This is a genomic window from Bradyrhizobium sp. 33ap4 (assembly GCF_032654765.1).
GTDB classification, from domain to species: Bacteria; Pseudomonadota; Alphaproteobacteria; order Rhizobiales; family Xanthobacteraceae; genus Bradyrhizobium; species Bradyrhizobium australafricanum.
Map to the genome: position 1 here is coordinate 14215 of NZ_JAUMTJ010000083.1, position 16016 is coordinate 30230.

Genomic DNA, 16016 nt, shown 5'->3' on the forward strand with positions numbered 1-16016 from the left:
CCGTGCCACGAATGGTCCGAACCGTACACTCCTGCCCAGCGGGCCAGGAGGTGTACGCCGCGCATGTCCTTGCAGCAACTTGCTGCACCGATCGACGCAAAGCTTGTGCTGTCGATTCTGAAGAAGCGCATGGAGGCGAGTTCGTCTGTTATGGACGATACGAACCTGCGGCGTGCTGATAGCGTGCCCGCTCGAGGACTCCTCGCGCATCAGCTGGCGAGCAATCTCAGGGCTCCGGCGCACGGTAGTTAGCCAATATAGTTGAGGTTAACGGCGGCATGTTGTTGACGACGTTCCCCTGATCTTGAACCATTGGACGGGAACCGCACACACAGCCCATCGGAGACACGGCAAGTGTCCTTTCAGCTGACCGTCCTGAAAGTGCTGGCCGGTCAACCCACCGGGCGGGCCACTGTTGCCGAAGTCCGGCACGCCGTGGAGATCCTGATGAACAGCGGCCGCGACTGGACCGATCGCATGAAGCGGTTGGCCGAACAGGCGCCGGATCTGAATATCTTTTCGGCGAGGTTTGTCGTTCGTGACGCTCTCGGCTGGGAAATCACGCAGGAGGGCCGGCAATTCCTCTCTGCGCTCGAAAAAGCGGTCGCCGATCAAAGAGAGCGGCTCCAATCAACCATCGATCCCTTGTCCAACGAACTTCATGCGCATGCGTTGGATGCCGCTAAGCCACATGGTGCTCTCTGCGATCGCCGTCGCTGGCCGCGGCGGCGCCGCAGGAAGGCCCGGTCTGATCGGCGTACAGCATGACGTGGCTTGACGCCAACTGTCTCCCGTCCCTTACGCAAGATGGGCGCGGCATTCGACCCGTTGGACTGAGGAGATGCGACAAACAAGTTTGATGCTGCGTAACATGCGGGTACGTGATGGGCGAGCGGAAGCGAAGGCGACAAGCGGTTTTAAACGGCCCCTGTCCGTGCGGTTCGCAGAAGATCGCCCGCCATTGCTGCTTAACGGCAAAGACTGGCACAAGCCTGCCGCCACTCTCGGGCTAAGGTCGCTTCCGCCGTCAGACAAAAAGGAGATCGAGCAGCAACGCGCCTATTATTTCAATTATGAAGCGGAAGAAGCGAAGTGCTATGGGGCCTTTGATCAGCTATTGCGTGATGAAGTCACTGCCTATTGGACGGAGAACATGACGCGGCAGATGGAGGGGAGGCCCGAATATCAGGATCGCTGGCTCGCAATTAAGGAGCAACTTGCCGAGCGCAATATCGCTATGCCAGATCATCCGGGATGGGATAGCAGCTTCAGGGGCATGATGCATGCCGTGTTGAGCGCCCTGGAGGGCGGCGTAGGATGGCAGTTTGATACGTTGATCCAGTGCGCGCACCAGGCTGCCGAAACGCATCCGGAAAGCCTGCTTCCGTTTGCTTTTGCTGTCGAGGTGGCGGGTCACAAGGAGTTGCTGAAAAGCCAAGATTCGACCGGAAAATGGGCTTCGCGGTGCGAGGTGATGCGTACCCTGTTGCGCAACGGAGATCCAAAGTACGCTCCGCCCCAGGAGTGGATGCCTGCGCTATCGTTTTCGTTTCTGAAGTCGGTGCACGCTTGGCCGATTTCGTGCGGCGCAGCGGTTTCTCAACGAGTTAGCTCAACATCATCGTGAAATCGCATTTACGATTATACGATTTGATCTGGCGTGCCTTATTATCGTGCCGATTACAGGGGCCCCCACTATGTCTGAAACCGAGGTGAGTGAAGCGGACTATGATGCACTGCGCGTACTCATCGACTTTATGGAGAAGACGCCACCGCTATCTCACGAAGAGATCGTTGTTTTGTCCGCCAACCAGGGTACGGTCATTAAGCGAATGCTCGCGAGCGGCGAAAGCTGGAATCGAGCCTCGTCCGAGCCCGCTTTTCTTTCCCTAAGCGAAGGGGAATTTCGATACCACCTGAAGGCAATCGATAACAATCTGCGGAGAGCAGACGGTCATCGTTGCCGACGCATTTTCCAAGTACCTGAAGATGGGCGAAGTCCCGGCCCCGCACTATCCCTGGCGCATTGCCATCATTCTACGGCGCGAAAAGAGATTGGATTTAGAGAAGCAGTTCCTTGTCGCGTGGTGCGGGCACTTCTCCGGCGGAAACGGCGTCCGGTACGCTCAACTGGTCGATCGACTCCGAAAGCTGAATAATCGCATCTGCAATTAGCAGTGTGGCCTCGGAGCGCCGGCTGCTGCAGTGCTATCCTAGCTTTCGCTCCAGTTCGCTGTCATTTTCCAGCAATTGCACCTCCAAACTTGGAATCTCTGGCATGGCTTTCCCAGCGATGGCCTGAAGGTCGCCGACCATTCCTACCGTGGAATCGATGACGGCCAGTATCTGGGTTTCCCGCTTGGCCCACTGGCGTCCCATAAACTTGCGTTCCTTGTCGAGATCGTCGCGCATGTCGTTGAACTTCTCGACTACGGCGTCGACACGCTGCCGAAATTTCGTTCCCGTCAGGTAGTGGTAGACCTGCTCCATTTTGGTCTGCTGACCTTGTTGGACGAGGCGTGAGGTGCTCACGTCGATCAGCGCTTGGCGGAGCGCAACCGCTACAGGCAATGCGCAACGCGGATGTGCCACCCAGATGCCGTCGACTAGGTCGAACTGCTCGATATGTTTAGGCAAGGCATGGGAGATGATTAAGGCGACGTCGGCGCCAGAGCGGCGCTGGTCGTCCCGCAACTTCGCCAGCCAGCCGTCGCTCCACGCCTTGGTACGCTTCGTCTCCCAGAGAATAATGCCGGCGGGCTGACCGATCGATCCGTTGACCTGCTGAATCACGTCGGCGCCAAGCTCGCCCTTTCCGACCGGCTCAATCGTGTCGGTCGGAAACCTGCCACGCAGCAACTCTTCGAGTTCGAGTTCCAGAACCTCGCCCTGGGACTGTTGCGATCCTTGCTCAGCCTTGCGTTTCAGCTCCTCGATGGTGCGTGTCATCGATTCAATAGTCTGATCCTTTTCGGCGACACGGAACCGTGCCGCTTCGTCGGCCTCCTGCCTGGCTTTGATCTGGATCGGGTCGATCTGCGCCTGGACACGCTTCTCGACAGTGAGATCAAGCTCGCGCTTCTCTTCATCGAGTGCGCGTTGCTTGCGGATGAGTTCGGCCTGGGCCTGCTGGGCTTCCGCCAGCTTGGCGTTGTTCGCGTCGAGTAGCTGTCGAAGCTCGGCCGCCTCGTTCGTCCGGGCCTGGATCTCGGCCGCGGCTGCTTCGCGGGCCTTCTTCGCTTCAGCAGCTACGAGTTGGCTCCGCTCAGCCGCCAGTCGGCTGGTAACCAGGTCCTCGACCTGCTCTCGATCCTTTTGAAGCTTTTCGCGCTCCTGTTGGAGTGCTTCGGTCTTTCGCGCGACCTCGGCGTCCTTGCTAGCCAGTTGTTCCTGGAAGCGCTGCCGGGTTTCCGCGAGAAGGGGAGCGGCGAGCGATTCGGTGAGCCGGATCTCGTGGTGGCAATTGGGGCAGTGAAGGGTGGGTTCATGCGCGGCCCCGGCCGCGGTCGCCTTAAATGTCATGAACCCCTCCCGTTCGGCAATCCTACGCCGGAATGAACGTGATCCGGCCAACCTCGCCACGCTTCCTATGCGGCTTTACCGTTATTTCGACATCCTGATCGAACGCTGTCAGCATCCGCAGCAGCTTTTCCACTGAAACCAGCTTGAAATGGCCCCGAAGCAGCTTGGACAGGTCCGGTTGCTTCATCTCGACCAGCTTGGCGGCTTCGGTCTGGGTGATCTCCCGCTCAGCCATCAGCCGTTTCAGCTGAACAACCAGAGCGGCCTTGAGCTGATGCTCCTCGGCATTCGGTAAGCCGAGATCAGCGAAAATGTTGCCGGAGCCCTGGCTGTGGGTGGGCAGCTTCTTCTTCGTGCTCATCATCGGTCTCCCTTTGTTGCCTTGTGGATGGCCTCGGCGTCGCGCAGGCGCTGCCGGACCAGGTCGATATGTCTCTGCGGCGTGGCAATGCCGCTGGTGGACTTTTTCTGGAATGCGTGCAGGACGTACAAGACGCCCTCTAAACGCGTTGTGTAGACGGTGCGGTAGGTATCACCGTCGAAATTGTCGCGAATCTCCAAAACCCCGCTGAAGCCCTTCAGGGGCTTCGCATTGCGCGGGTGTTCGCCGAGCTGCGCTTCAAAAAGGGACTGGCCGATCTCGCTTCGGACAGCCGCGGGAAAAGCCCGCAGGTCCTTTTTGCTCGAACCCACGAAAACCGTGGGCTTGATCGCGCGCAGTAGATCGCTCACGGCGTTATAGTAATATACCTATAGGACAATGTCAAATGGGTCCCCCAGGCCTGAGCTAGCAGCCTTACGTCAGCTTAGTTTGCTTACGTCTTGATAGAGGGCACGCAAATGATCGTCGGACATGTCCAGGATGGGCTCGTACATGAAGGAGTTCAAATGGATGTTCTCCGGCGTCATCAATACGACCCGTTGAATGACCCGCACGGCGCCGTCATCGCAATCCTTGCAGGCCTGATAAAGCGACAGGAGCTTGGTGGTCTGGAGCGTCTTGATCGCGTCGACCTTCTTCTGGTCATTGATTTTTTTGACCATGAAGCTCTCCGCCGAAAAACGAGCGGCCAAGGACAGCACGATCTTGTTTTCAAGCTTTGCGGTGCTGCCATCCTTGATGCACTGCTCCGCTTGCGCCTGGATCGAGGCGACCACCGTCTCGCCGGGCTTCTTCCAGGCACCCTTGCCGCCAAACAGGCCAATGTAGATTTTGTCGAGATCGGCTTCGGTTATGGAGGCTGTGTCCGATTTGCAGTGGAGCAGCGAGGTCAGACGCAGGTAATCTGGGTCATCTTCGCCCTTGGTATATTCAATGAGGTTGCGCATGAACGGTATCGACGCGATCCGCTTCATGGGATCATTGAAAAACGCCTTCTTCCAGTCGCGGACGAACACGTTCTGGATGCCCGAGGCACGTGCCAGCTGCAGGCCAGCCTCGCTCTTCGACGCCATGTAGCATTGGGAGTAGGGAACGAGCAACCGGCTGTTGATGGTACGGAAAAAGTCGAAGTTGTGCGTCAGAATAAGCTGGGTGAAGATCGCGTCTTCGCCGATTTCCATTAGGTACTGAATGATGGCGTATTTGTTTTTGTAATCGAAGGAGTCAGCAATGTCGTCGACCACCAGCAGGGTCTTCTGCCCAGACTTACGGCGCGCCTGGATCTCGAAAATGACGTTGAGTACATAGAGGGCCTTCTTTTCGCCAGTGCTGAGGACCTCTACCAGCGACTCCTTTTGCACCTCTGCTGAATCTTTGCCGTCCTCGAAGCGGAAACCCAGTGAGAGCATGGGCTCTTGCCCGAGCATCACCGAAAGGCGGTTCTTGGCTTCCAGCTTAAATGGCACGAAAAAGCGGCTATTAAAGACGTCGATGACCTCTTCCCACTGTGTACGCTCGGCCGCCGCTTGGGCCTCGATCTCGGCCCGGCGCTTTTCCGCCGCCTGAAACTTGTCGACGACTTCAACGTAGGCGTCCCAGTTGGCTTTCAGATAAGATTTCCAAACCTCTTCCCGGAATTTATCGATATTGGAGAGCTCCGGCAGAATGTGTTCGTTGTTGGAGACATATTCATCGAACTCCCGCACGGTGGCGTTACGCTGGATGAGCTTCTCCAAGTCGCCAAATTTTTTCCGCAGATCGTTGTCGCTGGAAATCTGATCTTTCTCGGCCTTGATAAGCTTTTCAAGCTCCTTCTCATCCGCGATGTCGATGGCTTTATCGGCATTCAAGCGGATCGAGTGCTTCGCCTTGAAGAAGCCGTTGTCTGCGAGGCTTTTCGCGATCGTGGAAGCATTGTAATAGTTGAAGATGCCTTTCTTGAAATACGTCGAGGCGGCCAGCAGCTCGTTGTATTTCTTGATGTACGATTCGATTGCGGTCTTGACGTCCTTGGTGTTGAGCAGCGTCAGCACCTTCTCATCGAAGATGATGTCGTAGTTGACGTCGGCGAACGGGTGCCCTTTCTGGGACGCAAGCTCGTCTCTGATCCGTATCAGCGCCCGATAAAATTGCTGCTCCTCGCGGGTAAACGTGAGTGATATTTCCTTTTCGATATCCTTTTTGGTGCCCGACTGAGCCTTCAGAGCTGCGAGCAGGCGGTCCTTGGCGGCATCAATGTCTAGGTGAAGCTTTTCGTATTCCTCACGAAGCGCCGCATTGACCAGAAGGGTAGATGTCCTCTCGGTGTGACCGAACACCTCGTCATAGGGGCGGACGACCAGTACGCATTCCGGGACGATCTCCGCCCCCGTCTCATCGGTGACCTTTCGGGCGGTTGGGCGTTCGGGGAATACCCGATCTCCGGAAGCCTTGCCGTCCGCGATGTCTTGAAAGGTCTTCGCCAGGGATGATTTCATGGCGCCGTTCGGTGCGTAAATGGCGCAAGCGCTGCCTGAACCGAAATCGAACTGCTCCTTGAGTGCCTTTATGCCGTAGCAGTGTTGCAGCTCGACGCTCAGCTGTTTCATAGGTATCCCCCGAGCGCTCAACCTCGACCTAGAGCGCGATCCGATTCAAGCTTAGCGCGTGCGGTTATCGTCGTGCAATCGCAATTGCGATGCTGCGATTGAGTGGAGCTGTCCGTCAATCACGTGATGCCGGTACGTCAGTGTGCTGTCCTCGTTGACCTTGGCCCTCGGTGTCGCCACACGCCCGCGGCCTGCATGTCGAGTCATAGGCCGGTGGCGCGAACGCGCAGGGCATCCAACCGTCTCCCGGGAGGCCGGGGCCCTCGGCCGAACCCTCCGTTGCGCGCCCGCTCGATACCGCCGGCCTTTTGCATTCCCGACGGCCGCGAAAGCTGTGGCCGAAAACCAAGGGAAGAACCTCAAATGACTGACCACACCAACACCGACAGAATCCGCGGCTTTAACGACAGCTTCAGGCGCAACCTGGTAACTGGCGGCACTGTCCTGCTCACACCGGGCGTAACCAGCCTCGAACCGGATCGCCTGGCTGAGTTGCTCGACGCGGTGCGCAAGTTCGACAACTTCACGCGCGACAACGACCCGCACGGCGGACACGGCTTCGGCAGCACCGAACTCTATGGCTCCCGTTACTTCTTCAAGATTGACTATTACGACCAGTCCGGCACTGCGGCATCGCCCGAACCGGCTGATCCGACCATCACCCACCGCGTGATGACAATCATGCGGGCCGACGAGTATTAGGAGGCCCGCCATGACCAAGATACTCAACGTCAACGACCGTTGCGATACGATCGTGGGCTCTACGCTCGATGAACACACCCAGCGGCACTCATCGGCAGCATGGAGGCTGCCGTGGCGCGGGCGGCCAGCGTAGTGGCCGATCACTACGGCATCATCTCCGCACATGCCGAATACGAGCGCGGCTTCGGCGGGCTCGGCGTCAATTTCCGTCCCGCTTCGAGGGTCAGGTCGCCGTTGATGGTCTCGTTGTTGCCGATGTTGCGGTCGCATCCGACCTGCGGCAATCCCATGAGAGTCCGTATTTCGTCAGGGTTCGTTCCGCCTTGCGACAAGTTACAAATGATCTCTACGCAATCCCGTCGTTCACTTATGCCGAGGTTTCTGGCGGCTCCAGGCCCCCAGAACGCTATGGCAAGCCGCGCTGGCCCGCTGCGCCGCACTTGTTTCTTGATCAGGCCCAGCGTCGCGATCTCGTCCAGAACTTCCATATTGCCGTCCTTCGCAATCGCGACTTTCGAAACAGCCAATCCGTGTAGGAGAATGCTCGAAGGCGGAGCCTTGCCGCAACATTGAGCGGGTCGTTTCTTGCGTCTACAGCTTGTTCGCCCACTTCGCGATATTTGCCAGTATTTGCTCAAACGCCGGCTTACCAGCGTAATAGAGCGCGCTGCTGCGCTTGTAAGCGTCAGCGTACAGCGCGCGTGTCTCCGCGTCGCTCAGGATGAAGGCCTGGTTCTCTGCGACGTTCTGATTATCACCCTGCCTAAAGCGTACCTGCTTGTGAGCCTTGTAGGCTTCCGTGCCGATGAACTTCTGAACGTCAGGCTGTTTCAGCAACTCATGGACATCGTAGTAGTGACGGAACCCAACCGGATCGCTGCCGTCCGCCTGCTGCTTGCGGAATTTCGTTGAGACCGTCTGCAGCTTTTCCACGAAGGTATAACCAGCGTCATAGCAGGGCACCTCCATGGCGCGGTCGTCGATGACGTCCACATTGCTTGCAACAGCCCGATCGTAGAGCCACGAGCTGATGTCTTTTGGCGCGTTCGGCGCCACCGTGTCGAAGCCGACCTCAAGCAGGACGCCCTCCCGCAAGCCTTCCATGGCCTCGACGACCGTCGTGTAGTTGAGTTTGATGCCAGCGCTGCGATAGTTCGGCAGATCATCGAACTCGGTATCGCGCTCGACGTTTGAGATGCCGTCAATCTTGATCTGGCCAGCCAGCCAATCGTAGAAGTCCTTGCGTGACTTGATATGAGCCGGTTTGTTCTGGTTTTTGCCGGTTTTTACATCCTGGCCGGGGAATGGCTGAATCAGAATATCGATGTCTTCCGAAAACCGGCTGACGATCTTGTGACCTTTGGAGAGTGATGTGCCGCCTTTTAGCTGGAATATGAAGCCAAGCTCGTCAAGTCCATAAAGGCAATGCATGATCCAGTAGCCTTTCTCGACCAGAGCCGGATCAATGTTCTTCTCGTCCGCCACAATCCGGATCAGATCAGCAAACTGCCGGTGATTGTGGAGAAAGTCACGCGGCATGCAAATCGCTCGCTCTCAGCGCGCGCTCAAAGAATTTCTTGGCGCGCTCGCTTCCGTAATCGCGCACCGCACGACGCAAGCGCTTCTGATCGGATTGGGCAGCACGCTCCGCCACACGCTTGAGAACTTCGTCCTTGGCCTCGGCGAGCTGATCGACGTTGTTGACAAGATCGACGAGCAGGAATTCCTTCGTCAGTGATTTTGGAAAGCGCGGCTTCACACGGAACGCGAACTTGCGGTTGCCGAGCTGGAATTCGCCGTGCCGCTTGTGATTGTAGACCACAGTCTTGTCATAGAGCTGCGTCGTGCCCACGCCCAGACTGTTGTAGGCGTTCGGCGACGCCAGCAGAAACGTATCGTCCTTCAGGAACGCACTCACCACGTCCTTGTCGGCCGCCGGTGCCGGTCCAAAGGCCGTTTCCTTCGGATGCATGTAGAGGCCGCCGGCGAGCTTCCTGAGGGTGCCGCTCTCAACCAGCTCCCTGAGATGCCGATCGACAGATGTCGACCAACGCGCGAGATCGGCGCGCCGGTATGCTTGGCCGGGCTTCAAGTGGCGCTTCAATTCGTCGAGCTTTGTCATGCCTCGAATATAGATCAAAAATCGGCTAGTTGCATGGTTTTTTATTGAATAATCATGCAAGAATAGACCTTATGATATTGATTTTATTCTTATTTGATATGGATAAGCCGCACCTAGCCTGAGAGATGCAAGAGCGCGTACCCAATTGAAGGCGGGGGTGGCTAGGAAGTTATCTTCATAAATTACGTAATTTCAATAGGTTGCGACGGATTTACCTGTTGGAAAGGCGGGTAGTGATGATATGAAATGTAGGATATAGACCGCTTATATCCGACAATTTAGATCATGCTATGGCTAAGCCACCTTCGACCCAACAGGACCGTGCCATCAGCTGCTCAAGCAGCGCGGTATTGCGCGCCCTTCCGAGCTTGCCACGGCAGGCGTCACGGCGGCGACAATTGCCCGCATGAAGCAAAAGGGCCTTGTCGTTCAACTTGGACGTGGGCTCTACCAACTGCCGGACGCTTCCACCGATACGCATCACTCGCTCGCCGAGGCTGCCAAGCGCGTACCCAAAGGTGATCGCGGCCTTCGCGCGCAAGGCCGGTGTATGGAAAGCGATGCAACCCTATATCGATGCGATGACCGCCAATGGCTAGCGTTGTGTCGACAGACAGGCGAGCGTCTGGCTCATGTCGCCAATGTCAGAATGCGCTTTGCGATATTGGACACCGGCCTTGAGCCATAAGACGAGGGAAAAGGCGGGCTCGCTTCCATTTTCCAGGAGATCCTCTTACTGGCGCCAGCGCATCGCTTCGCGGCAGGCCGAACTATGGCGCGTTCAACTCAGCAAAGGCGGCGTCCCGAACGCGCCAACACTCCGTCGGCTAACGGCTTGCGTCGTCTGTCCGAACGCAAGCGAGAACAGCCCGCCGCGATATCGCACTGCCGATTTCCCAGGTCGAACCAGCGGCCTCAAAGGGCAGGCGAGGCTGTCTGATGCCGAACCGTTGCCCGGCGGACACCTGATTGTCAGCTTCAGACCCATGTCGGGAAGCTGACCTGGCGATGCGGTACGACGCGTCAGATACTGCTGTTTTCCGGACGGCATGCTGCTTGCACAGTCGAGGTGCGGGCGGCGCGACATAGTGCGTGCACGCTCGCAACACGTATTTCGCGACGTCGCCCAGTCGCAAGAACCTGCGGGCTCGCCCTGTGCGTGCCCGTCCGAGGATAAGACAATGAAAAAGTCCGTTCTGCGCGCCGGGTTGCTCTCGATCATATGTCTGACGGTCGCGCTGCTCCACGGGCAGTCTGGTGCGACGCCGGCGGACGATCCGTTCCTCTGGCTCGAGGAGTCCGAGGAGCCGCGCGCATTGGCCTGGGCTCAGGCCGAGAACGAAAAGACGCTCGGCTCGCTGCAGTCGGATCCTCGCTATGAGCGCTTTTATCGAGATGCCCTAACCATCCTCCAGGAAAAACACCGGATTCCGTACGTTTCGCTGGGAGGACGAGGTCTCGAAAATTTCTGGCAGGACGAGAGCCATGTGCGTGGCATCTGGCGGCGTACCACCCTTGAGAGCTATCGCAGCGAGGATCCCCGATGGGAGACCATCCTGGACATCGATGTGCTCGCTGCCGCCGAGAACAAGAACTGGGTCTACAAGGGGCGCAGCTGCTTTGGACGCCGCTGCCTCATCGAACTTTCCGATGGTGGCAAGGACGCCGTGTCCATCCGCGAGTTCGATCGTGACGCCAAAAGCTTTGTTGCAGGTGGTTTCGAGCTGCCAGAGGGCAAGCAGAGCGTCAGCTGGCTCGATCGTGACACTGTCCTTGTTGCACGTGATTGGGGCGAGGGGACCACGACCGAAGCCGGCTACGCTTTCGTATTGAAAGAACTCAAGCGCGCTCAGCCGCTCGATCAGGCGCGCGAAGTCTTTCGTGGCCAGCGCACCGACTTCGAAATTGTACCATTGGTGCTTGGTGAAGGGCGGATTCATGTGACCGGCGTCGCTCGTCAGATCAACGGCTTCGAGTGCCAGTATGTGCTGTTTGGGCCGGCGGGGCCGATCGAGCTCGATCTGCCGAAGAAGTCGGCGATCGTCGGCATCGCGAGTGGCCGCCTGCTTGTGAAACTGGACGAAGACTGGATACGCAGCGGCGAGACCAGCTTCAAGGCCGGCTCAATGATCTCGTATGACTTGGCCGAATGGAAGCAGGATCCGCTGCGGGCCAAACCATCTGTCGTTTTCCAGCCCAATTGCCGGCAGGCACTCCGCGGATTTGGCAGCAGCAGGAATTTCCTGGTGCTGACGATTTTGGATAATGTTCAAAGCAGGGCATTCGTCTACAGGTACGATCAGGGCAGATGGCATGCCAAGCCGATCCCACTGCCGGAGAATGCGAGCGTCAGCCTATCAGCCGTTTCCCAGCATGCGGACAAGATGATGTTTAGCGTCTCTGACTATCTCGCGCCAACGTCGCTTTGGTACTTTGATGCCAAAAGCAAACGGCTCGAGCTCTTGAAGACAACACCTGCCGCGTTCGACGCATCGAAGCATGTCGTCGAGCAGTTCAAGGCGACTTCGCGCGATGGTACGCGGATTCCGTACTTCCTGGTGCGACCAAGGAGCGCAAGACCCGACGGGTCAACCCCGACGCTGCTCTATGGTTATGGTGGGTTTCAGGTTCCGCTTCTCCCTTCCTACGCAGGAACTGTGGGGCGGCTATGGCTCGAACAGGGGAATGCGTATGTTGTTGCCAACCTGCGCGGAGGCGGCGAGTTCGGTCCACCATGGCACCAGGCCGGCCAGGGGGCAATGAAGCAAAAGACATGGGATGATTTCATCGCGGTCGCCGACGATCTGATCCGCCGGAAAGTCACAAGTCCGCGCCGGCTCGGCGTGATCGGCAGCAGTCAAGGGGGCCTGCTGGTCGGCGCCGCAATGACCCAGCGCCCCGACCTTTTCAACGCGGCGATCATACAGGTGCCGCTGTTCGACATGCTTCGATTCACCCACTTGGGCGCCGGCGCGTCCTGGACTGCCGAGTATGGCGACCCGGCCATTCCCGAACAACGAGAGTGGATCGAGGGCTACTCGCCCTATCAAAAGTTGGTACCGGGCAAGAACTACCCGGAGCCTTTCATTTTCACCTCCACCAAGGACGACCGCGTCCATCCTGCGCACGGCCGCAAGGCCGCCGCAAAGCTTGCTGCGCTTGGCCAACCTTATTTTTACTTTGAGAACCTCGATGGGGGGCACAGCGGCGCGGCCAATTTCATCGAACAGGCGCGAAGGCTGGCTCTGGAATACACATATGCATCCAAGCGGCTTTCGGCCGAGCCACCAGGAGCCGCGCCCTAAGCGTAGGTCGAGCGCCTGTGATCCTACCTCAGCTTCTCCATGCTGGTGAACGAGCTCACGTCAGCAAAGTCGAGGCAGGCGATCAGCTTCTTGTAAGCTGCATCATCAACCTCTACGGGCGGCACTACGAGGCGGAGCAGACAATCGGCTTTGCCGGTTAAGCGAGAGGCTTCGAGGATTTCCGGAATATCTGCAATGGCCCGCCGGAAATCCTCAAGCCAGCCATCGAGTGGCGCGACGGCGCACACCTATGAACACACTCATCGCTACGTTGGCTTTGCGTCGTCAACCAGCGCGACGAGCCGATCAGACCGCTGTCCTGAACGGTGCTTGATGCGCCGCCAACACGCGGGCACCGAAAGATCGCTCGATCCGGCAAGCGTTGTCGGATCGTTTGGGTCGAGCTGCAACTTGTCCAGAATCGTTCGGACGACGGCATGCCCTTTCTGCCAGCTTCGCAGCTCGGGTGAGAAGAGTTTTGCCGTCGCAAACATAAGGCCTTTGATTTGCACCTTCCAGAGAGATTGCTCCTACAACGCCGAGATTCGTCGCTGAAGGCGCGGTACGCCTGTGTCGCCTTCGCATCAAGTGGAGATCGTAAAGTGCAGCGAACCATTGGGCTGATCGGAGGGATGAGCTGGGAAAACACGGCCATCTATTACAAGGAAATCAACGAGATCGTCCGTCAGCGCCGCGGCGGTCTCGCCTCGGCAGACATCTTGCTTCGCTCTGTTGACTTCGGCGATATCGTCGCCCTTCAGAAGGCGGGAGAATGGAGGCAAGCGGCTGCTTATCTGGCGAGGATCGCCCGGCAGTTGGTCGATGCAGGCGCTAGCTGCATCCTGATCTGCACCAATACGATGCATGTGATTGCCGACATTGTTTCTGCCGAGCTGAGTGTGCCGCTCATCCACATCGTCGATGTGACCGCTGCGGCTCTGCTCGCCGCTTTCGTCACGCGGCCACTCTTGCTTGGGACGCGCTATACGATGGAGCAGCCGTTCTATTGTGATCGCCTGCGGCAGCGGTTCGGCCTTTCGCCGGTCATACCGGCGGAGCGCGAGCGGAGGCTGATTCACGATGTCATTTTCGAGGAGCTGTGCTGCGGCACGGTTTCCGATCACTCGCGCCAGGAAGTTATCGACATCATTGCGCGAGGTCGCGCCCGGGGCGCCGACGCGCTGATCCTTGGCTGCACGGAGATCGGTCTTCTCATCGGTCCCGAACATACACAATTGCCGGTGTTCGATTCGGCGAGACTGCATGCCAGGGCGGCAGCTGATTTTGCAGAGGGCAGCGGTCGGCTCATGCCGCCTCCCTAAGCGCGCAGCGACGATCGCATCGCTAATCGACGTCTGATCTCGTCCGCGGTGAGGCCACCTGGCCTTTGCAGCGGTCTCAACGCGCTGCATCTGGCCATCTCGGGTAGCGCGCAGCGCATCAAGGACAATTGTTCGCTTCATCTTAGCAGTTTGTCAGATTGGCTTCACTGCCCTGCTGATTTCCGCTCGCTAGCCAGCTGAGACCGTCAGGGATTCATCTTTTATCTGCGTGCGACCATGGCATGACGTTTGCTCAGTTAGCTGAGAGCCCGCGGTGCTGTATTCGCGCCGCGAGGAACAGCGAAGGAAGGAAACAACTTGCCAAATCTGCGACCGGAACCGCTTTGTCTACCCGGCAACATCCCTAGCAGCTGCCGCAACAATGAATTTGACGCGTATCCGGCAATTGAACGCCATGATCGTGCGTAGCCTGCACGACGTTGAAGCGACCGGCCACTTCGTCGATTGGGGCAATGGTACGAGCCACCGCCTTCTGACGGAGAAGGACGGCATGGGTTTTAGTGTCTGCCACACGGTGGTCCGCGCTAACACCGTTTCGCTTCTGCAATACCGCAATCACCTCGAAGCCTGCTACTGCATCGCCGGAGAGGGCGAGGTCGAGGACATGGACGGCAATGTCTTCTCCATTCGTAAGGGCGACATCTATGTGCTTGACAAACATGACAAGCATCTTCTGCGCGGGGGGCGGGACAAGGACCTGATCCTCGTCAGCATCTTCAACCCACCCCTTAACGGAACCGAGCGCCACAAGCTGAACGACCCGGCAGGCTCGGCATATTGAGCAAGGCGAAGCTCGACTGCCATGACGCAGCATTTGCAAACTTTGTTACATGGCGAGAGGGCCGATGCGGGGCAGCCGGTCGGCCGCATCGACATTCTGTCGACCGACGAACGCAAATATCTACTGGAGGAGTTGAATCGGACGGCGGCGCCTTATCCGTCGGAGCTGTGCATCCATGAGCTGTTCGAGGCGCAGGTGCAAAAGGCGCCGGAGGCGGTAGCGGTGGTCCACGAGAAGGAGAGATTGAGCTATGGCGAGCTCAACGCGCGGGCCAACCGGCTGGCGCATCATCTGATCGAGCTCGGGGTCAAGCCGGACCAGCCGGTGGCGATCTGCCTGGAACGCAGCGTGGCGATGGTGGTTGGTGTCTTGGCGATCATGAAGGCGGGCGGCGCCTATCTGCCGCTGGATCCAGCTTATCCACCGGCGCGGCTGCGGCAGATTGTCGGCGATGCAGAACCGCGACTGCTGCTTGGTGATGCCGCCGGTCGAACCGCATTGGGCGAGGCACTCGCCGATGTCAGCGTGGTCGATCTGGATACCGGCACCCGGGCCTGGTGCGAGCGGCCGCCCTCGGACCCTGACCCGCGCACGCTTGGCCTCACATCCCGCCATCTCGCCTATGTGATCTACACCTCAGGATCCACGGGAATCCCCAAGGGCGTCGAAATGTCCCACGGCTCGCTTGTGAATTCGCTGGTGGGGATTGGCACGTCAAAACTGCGGACACTTCAGTTCGCGACGTTGAACTTCGATGTGTCCTGCCAGGAACTGTTCATTTGTTGGAAGGACGGCGGAGTACTTGTGCTCCTGCGGGAAGAGACCCGGAGGCGCTTCTCCGACCTGCTGGAGTTTGTCAAGCGGGAGGCGATCGAGCGGCTTTTCCTCCCATTCGTGGCATTGAATCATCTTGCAGAAGTCTGGAGCACGCAGCGCGTGCAGCTGCCTTCTTTAAGAGAGCTTTATACAGCCGGTGAACGATTGCAGGCTACTGCCCTGCTTAAGGCTTTCTTCGAGGCACACCCGAACGCGAGATTGATCAATCAATATGGATCCACAGAAATCAGCGTCATTTCCGAGCACCGCCTTGCAGCTGATCCGTCATGTTGGCCCGAGATGCCTCACGTTGGGCGCCCAATCGCCAACACGCGGGTGTATCTGCTGGATGGTCATGGCGCGCCCGTGCCGTTTGGTGCGGTGGGCGAGCTTTACATTGGCGGGGCGGGGGTTGCGCGCGGCTATTTGAACCAACCGGAGCTGACAGCCGAGCG

The 16016-nt window shown here is 58.2% G+C and carries 16 protein-coding genes; 8 read left to right on the plus strand and 8 right to left on the minus strand.

The window, feature by feature from the left end; genetic code table 11:
• Positions 1 to 354: 354 nt before the first annotated feature.
• Together Q2M23_RS39225 and Q2M23_RS39230 are read left to right on the plus strand one after the other, a co-directional pair.
• The gene (locus Q2M23_RS39225) at positions 355 to 768 is read left to right on the plus strand and encodes a hypothetical protein (RefSeq protein ID WP_316398915.1); all 414 of its coding nucleotides are present in this window, start codon (positions 355 to 357) and stop codon (positions 766 to 768) included.
• Positions 769 to 841: 73 nt separating this feature from the next.
• The gene (locus Q2M23_RS39230; RefSeq protein WP_316398916.1) at positions 842 to 1627 is read left to right on the plus strand and encodes a hypothetical protein; all 786 of its coding nucleotides are present in this window, start codon (positions 842 to 844) and stop codon (positions 1625 to 1627) included.
• 581 nt (positions 1628 to 2208) lie between these two features.
• On the opposite strand, the gene Q2M23_RS39235 is transcribed toward Q2M23_RS39230, so the two are convergent.
• From Q2M23_RS39235 to Q2M23_RS39250, 4 genes are all read right to left on the minus strand, one after another.
• Positions 2209 to 3522, minus strand: a complete 1314-nt coding sequence (locus Q2M23_RS39235) for a DUF2130 domain-containing protein (protein WP_316398917.1) — start codon at positions 3520 to 3522, stop codon at positions 2209 to 2211.
• Between the two features lie 22 nt (positions 3523 to 3544).
• The gene (locus tag Q2M23_RS39240; RefSeq protein ID WP_316398918.1) at positions 3545 to 3886 is read right to left on the minus strand and encodes a helix-turn-helix transcriptional regulator; all 342 of its coding nucleotides are present in this window, start codon (positions 3884 to 3886) and stop codon (positions 3545 to 3547) included.
• Positions 3883 to 4254 carry a type II toxin-antitoxin system RelE/ParE family toxin gene (locus tag Q2M23_RS39245; RefSeq protein ID WP_316398919.1) on the minus strand — a complete coding sequence of 124 codons (372 nt, stop codon included), beginning with the start codon at positions 4252 to 4254 and terminating at the stop codon, positions 3883 to 3885. Before Q2M23_RS39245 ends, Q2M23_RS39240 begins: the two co-directional genes overlap by 4 nt.
• 69 nt (positions 4255 to 4323) lie before the next feature.
• Positions 4324 to 6492 (minus strand): phage infection protein, encoded by a 2169-nt coding sequence (locus Q2M23_RS39250; RefSeq protein WP_316398920.1) that lies wholly within the window; start codon positions 6490 to 6492, stop codon positions 4324 to 4326.
• 363 nt (positions 6493 to 6855) lie between these two features.
• Between Q2M23_RS39250 and Q2M23_RS39255 the strand changes: the two genes are divergently transcribed.
• Positions 6856 to 7194, plus strand: coding sequence for a DUF3768 domain-containing protein (locus tag Q2M23_RS39255; protein ID WP_316398921.1), 339 nt, complete (start codon positions 6856 to 6858; stop codon positions 7192 to 7194).
• Positions 7195 to 7337: 143 nt separating this feature from the next.
• Here Q2M23_RS39255 and Q2M23_RS39260 read toward each other — a convergent pair whose 3' ends face one another.
• The 3 genes from Q2M23_RS39260 to Q2M23_RS39270 all read right to left on the minus strand — a co-directional run bounded on the left by Q2M23_RS39260 (position 7338) and on the right by Q2M23_RS39270 (position 9316).
• A complete protein-coding gene (locus tag Q2M23_RS39260; protein WP_316398922.1) occupies positions 7338 to 7682 on the minus strand; it encodes a hypothetical protein in 345 nt (114 codons plus the stop codon).
• Positions 7683 to 7785: 103 nt separating this feature from the next.
• Entirely contained in the window at positions 7786 to 8733 is a 948-nt protein-coding gene (locus Q2M23_RS39265) for a nucleotidyl transferase AbiEii/AbiGii toxin family protein (protein WP_316398923.1), read from the minus strand.
• Entirely contained in the window at positions 8723 to 9316 is a 594-nt protein-coding gene (locus tag Q2M23_RS39270) for a hypothetical protein (RefSeq protein ID WP_316398924.1), read from the minus strand. Before Q2M23_RS39270 ends, Q2M23_RS39265 begins: the two co-directional genes overlap by 11 nt.
• Positions 9317 to 9665: 349 nt before the next feature.
• Between Q2M23_RS39270 and Q2M23_RS44235 the strand changes: the two genes are divergently transcribed.
• Both Q2M23_RS44235 and Q2M23_RS39280 read left to right on the plus strand, forming a co-directional pair.
• Positions 9666 to 10004, plus strand: a complete 339-nt coding sequence (locus Q2M23_RS44235) for a type IV toxin-antitoxin system AbiEi family antitoxin domain-containing protein (protein ID WP_410469823.1) — start codon at positions 9666 to 9668, stop codon at positions 10002 to 10004.
• A gap of 493 nt (positions 10005 to 10497) precedes the next feature.
• The gene (locus tag Q2M23_RS39280) at positions 10498 to 12621 is read left to right on the plus strand and encodes a prolyl oligopeptidase family serine peptidase (RefSeq protein WP_316398925.1); all 2124 of its coding nucleotides are present in this window, start codon (positions 10498 to 10500) and stop codon (positions 12619 to 12621) included.
• A gap of 23 nt (positions 12622 to 12644) precedes the next feature.
• Here Q2M23_RS39280 and Q2M23_RS39285 read toward each other — a convergent pair whose 3' ends face one another.
• Positions 12645 to 12869 carry an Lrp/AsnC ligand binding domain-containing protein gene (locus Q2M23_RS39285; RefSeq protein ID WP_316398926.1) on the minus strand — a complete coding sequence of 75 codons (225 nt, stop codon included), beginning with the start codon at positions 12867 to 12869 and terminating at the stop codon, positions 12645 to 12647.
• Positions 12870 to 13223: 354 nt separating this feature from the next.
• On the opposite strand from Q2M23_RS39285, the gene Q2M23_RS39290 reads away from it, so the two are divergent.
• From Q2M23_RS39290 to Q2M23_RS39300, 3 genes are all read left to right on the plus strand, one after another.
• Positions 13224 to 13943: an aspartate/glutamate racemase family protein gene (locus tag Q2M23_RS39290; protein WP_316398927.1), complete on the plus strand. Its 720-nt coding sequence runs from the start codon at positions 13224 to 13226 to the stop codon at positions 13941 to 13943.
• Between the two features lie 415 nt (positions 13944 to 14358).
• Positions 14359 to 14745 (plus strand): ectoine synthase, encoded by a 387-nt coding sequence (locus Q2M23_RS39295; protein ID WP_316398929.1) that lies wholly within the window; start codon positions 14359 to 14361, stop codon positions 14743 to 14745.
• A 21-nt stretch (positions 14746 to 14766) separates the two neighbouring features.
• On the plus strand, positions 14767 to 16016 hold a 1250-nt coding region (locus Q2M23_RS39300), incomplete at its 3' end, for an AMP-binding protein (protein WP_316398928.1).

Coding starts and splice junctions, on each gene's coding strand:
- Q2M23_RS39295 (WP_316398929.1), top strand. CDS start 14,359: ATGATCGTGCGTAGCCTGCACGACGTTGAAGCGACCGGCCACTTCGTC.
- Q2M23_RS39255 (WP_316398921.1), top strand. CDS start 6,856: ATGACTGACCACACCAACACCGACAGAATCCGCGGCTTTAACGACAGC.
- Q2M23_RS39240 (WP_316398918.1), bottom strand. CDS start 3,886: ATGATGAGCACGAAGAAGAAGCTGCCCACCCACAGCCAGGGCTCCGGC.
- Q2M23_RS39270 (WP_316398924.1), bottom strand. CDS start 9,316: ATGACAAAGCTCGACGAATTGAAGCGCCACTTGAAGCCCGGCCAAGCA.
- Q2M23_RS39260 (WP_316398922.1), bottom strand. CDS start 7,682: ATGGAAGTTCTGGACGAGATCGCGACGCTGGGCCTGATCAAGAAACAA.
- Q2M23_RS39265 (WP_316398923.1), bottom strand. CDS start 8,733: ATGCCGCGTGACTTTCTCCACAATCACCGGCAGTTTGCTGATCTGATC.
- Q2M23_RS39280 (WP_316398925.1), top strand. CDS start 10,498: ATGAAAAAGTCCGTTCTGCGCGCCGGGTTGCTCTCGATCATATGTCTG.
- Q2M23_RS39235 (WP_316398917.1), bottom strand. CDS start 3,522: ATGACATTTAAGGCGACCGCGGCCGGGGCCGCGCATGAACCCACCCTT.
- Q2M23_RS39250 (WP_316398920.1), bottom strand. CDS start 6,492: ATGAAACAGCTGAGCGTCGAGCTGCAACACTGCTACGGCATAAAGGCA.
- Q2M23_RS39230 (WP_316398916.1), top strand. CDS start 842: ATGCGACAAACAAGTTTGATGCTGCGTAACATGCGGGTACGTGATGGG.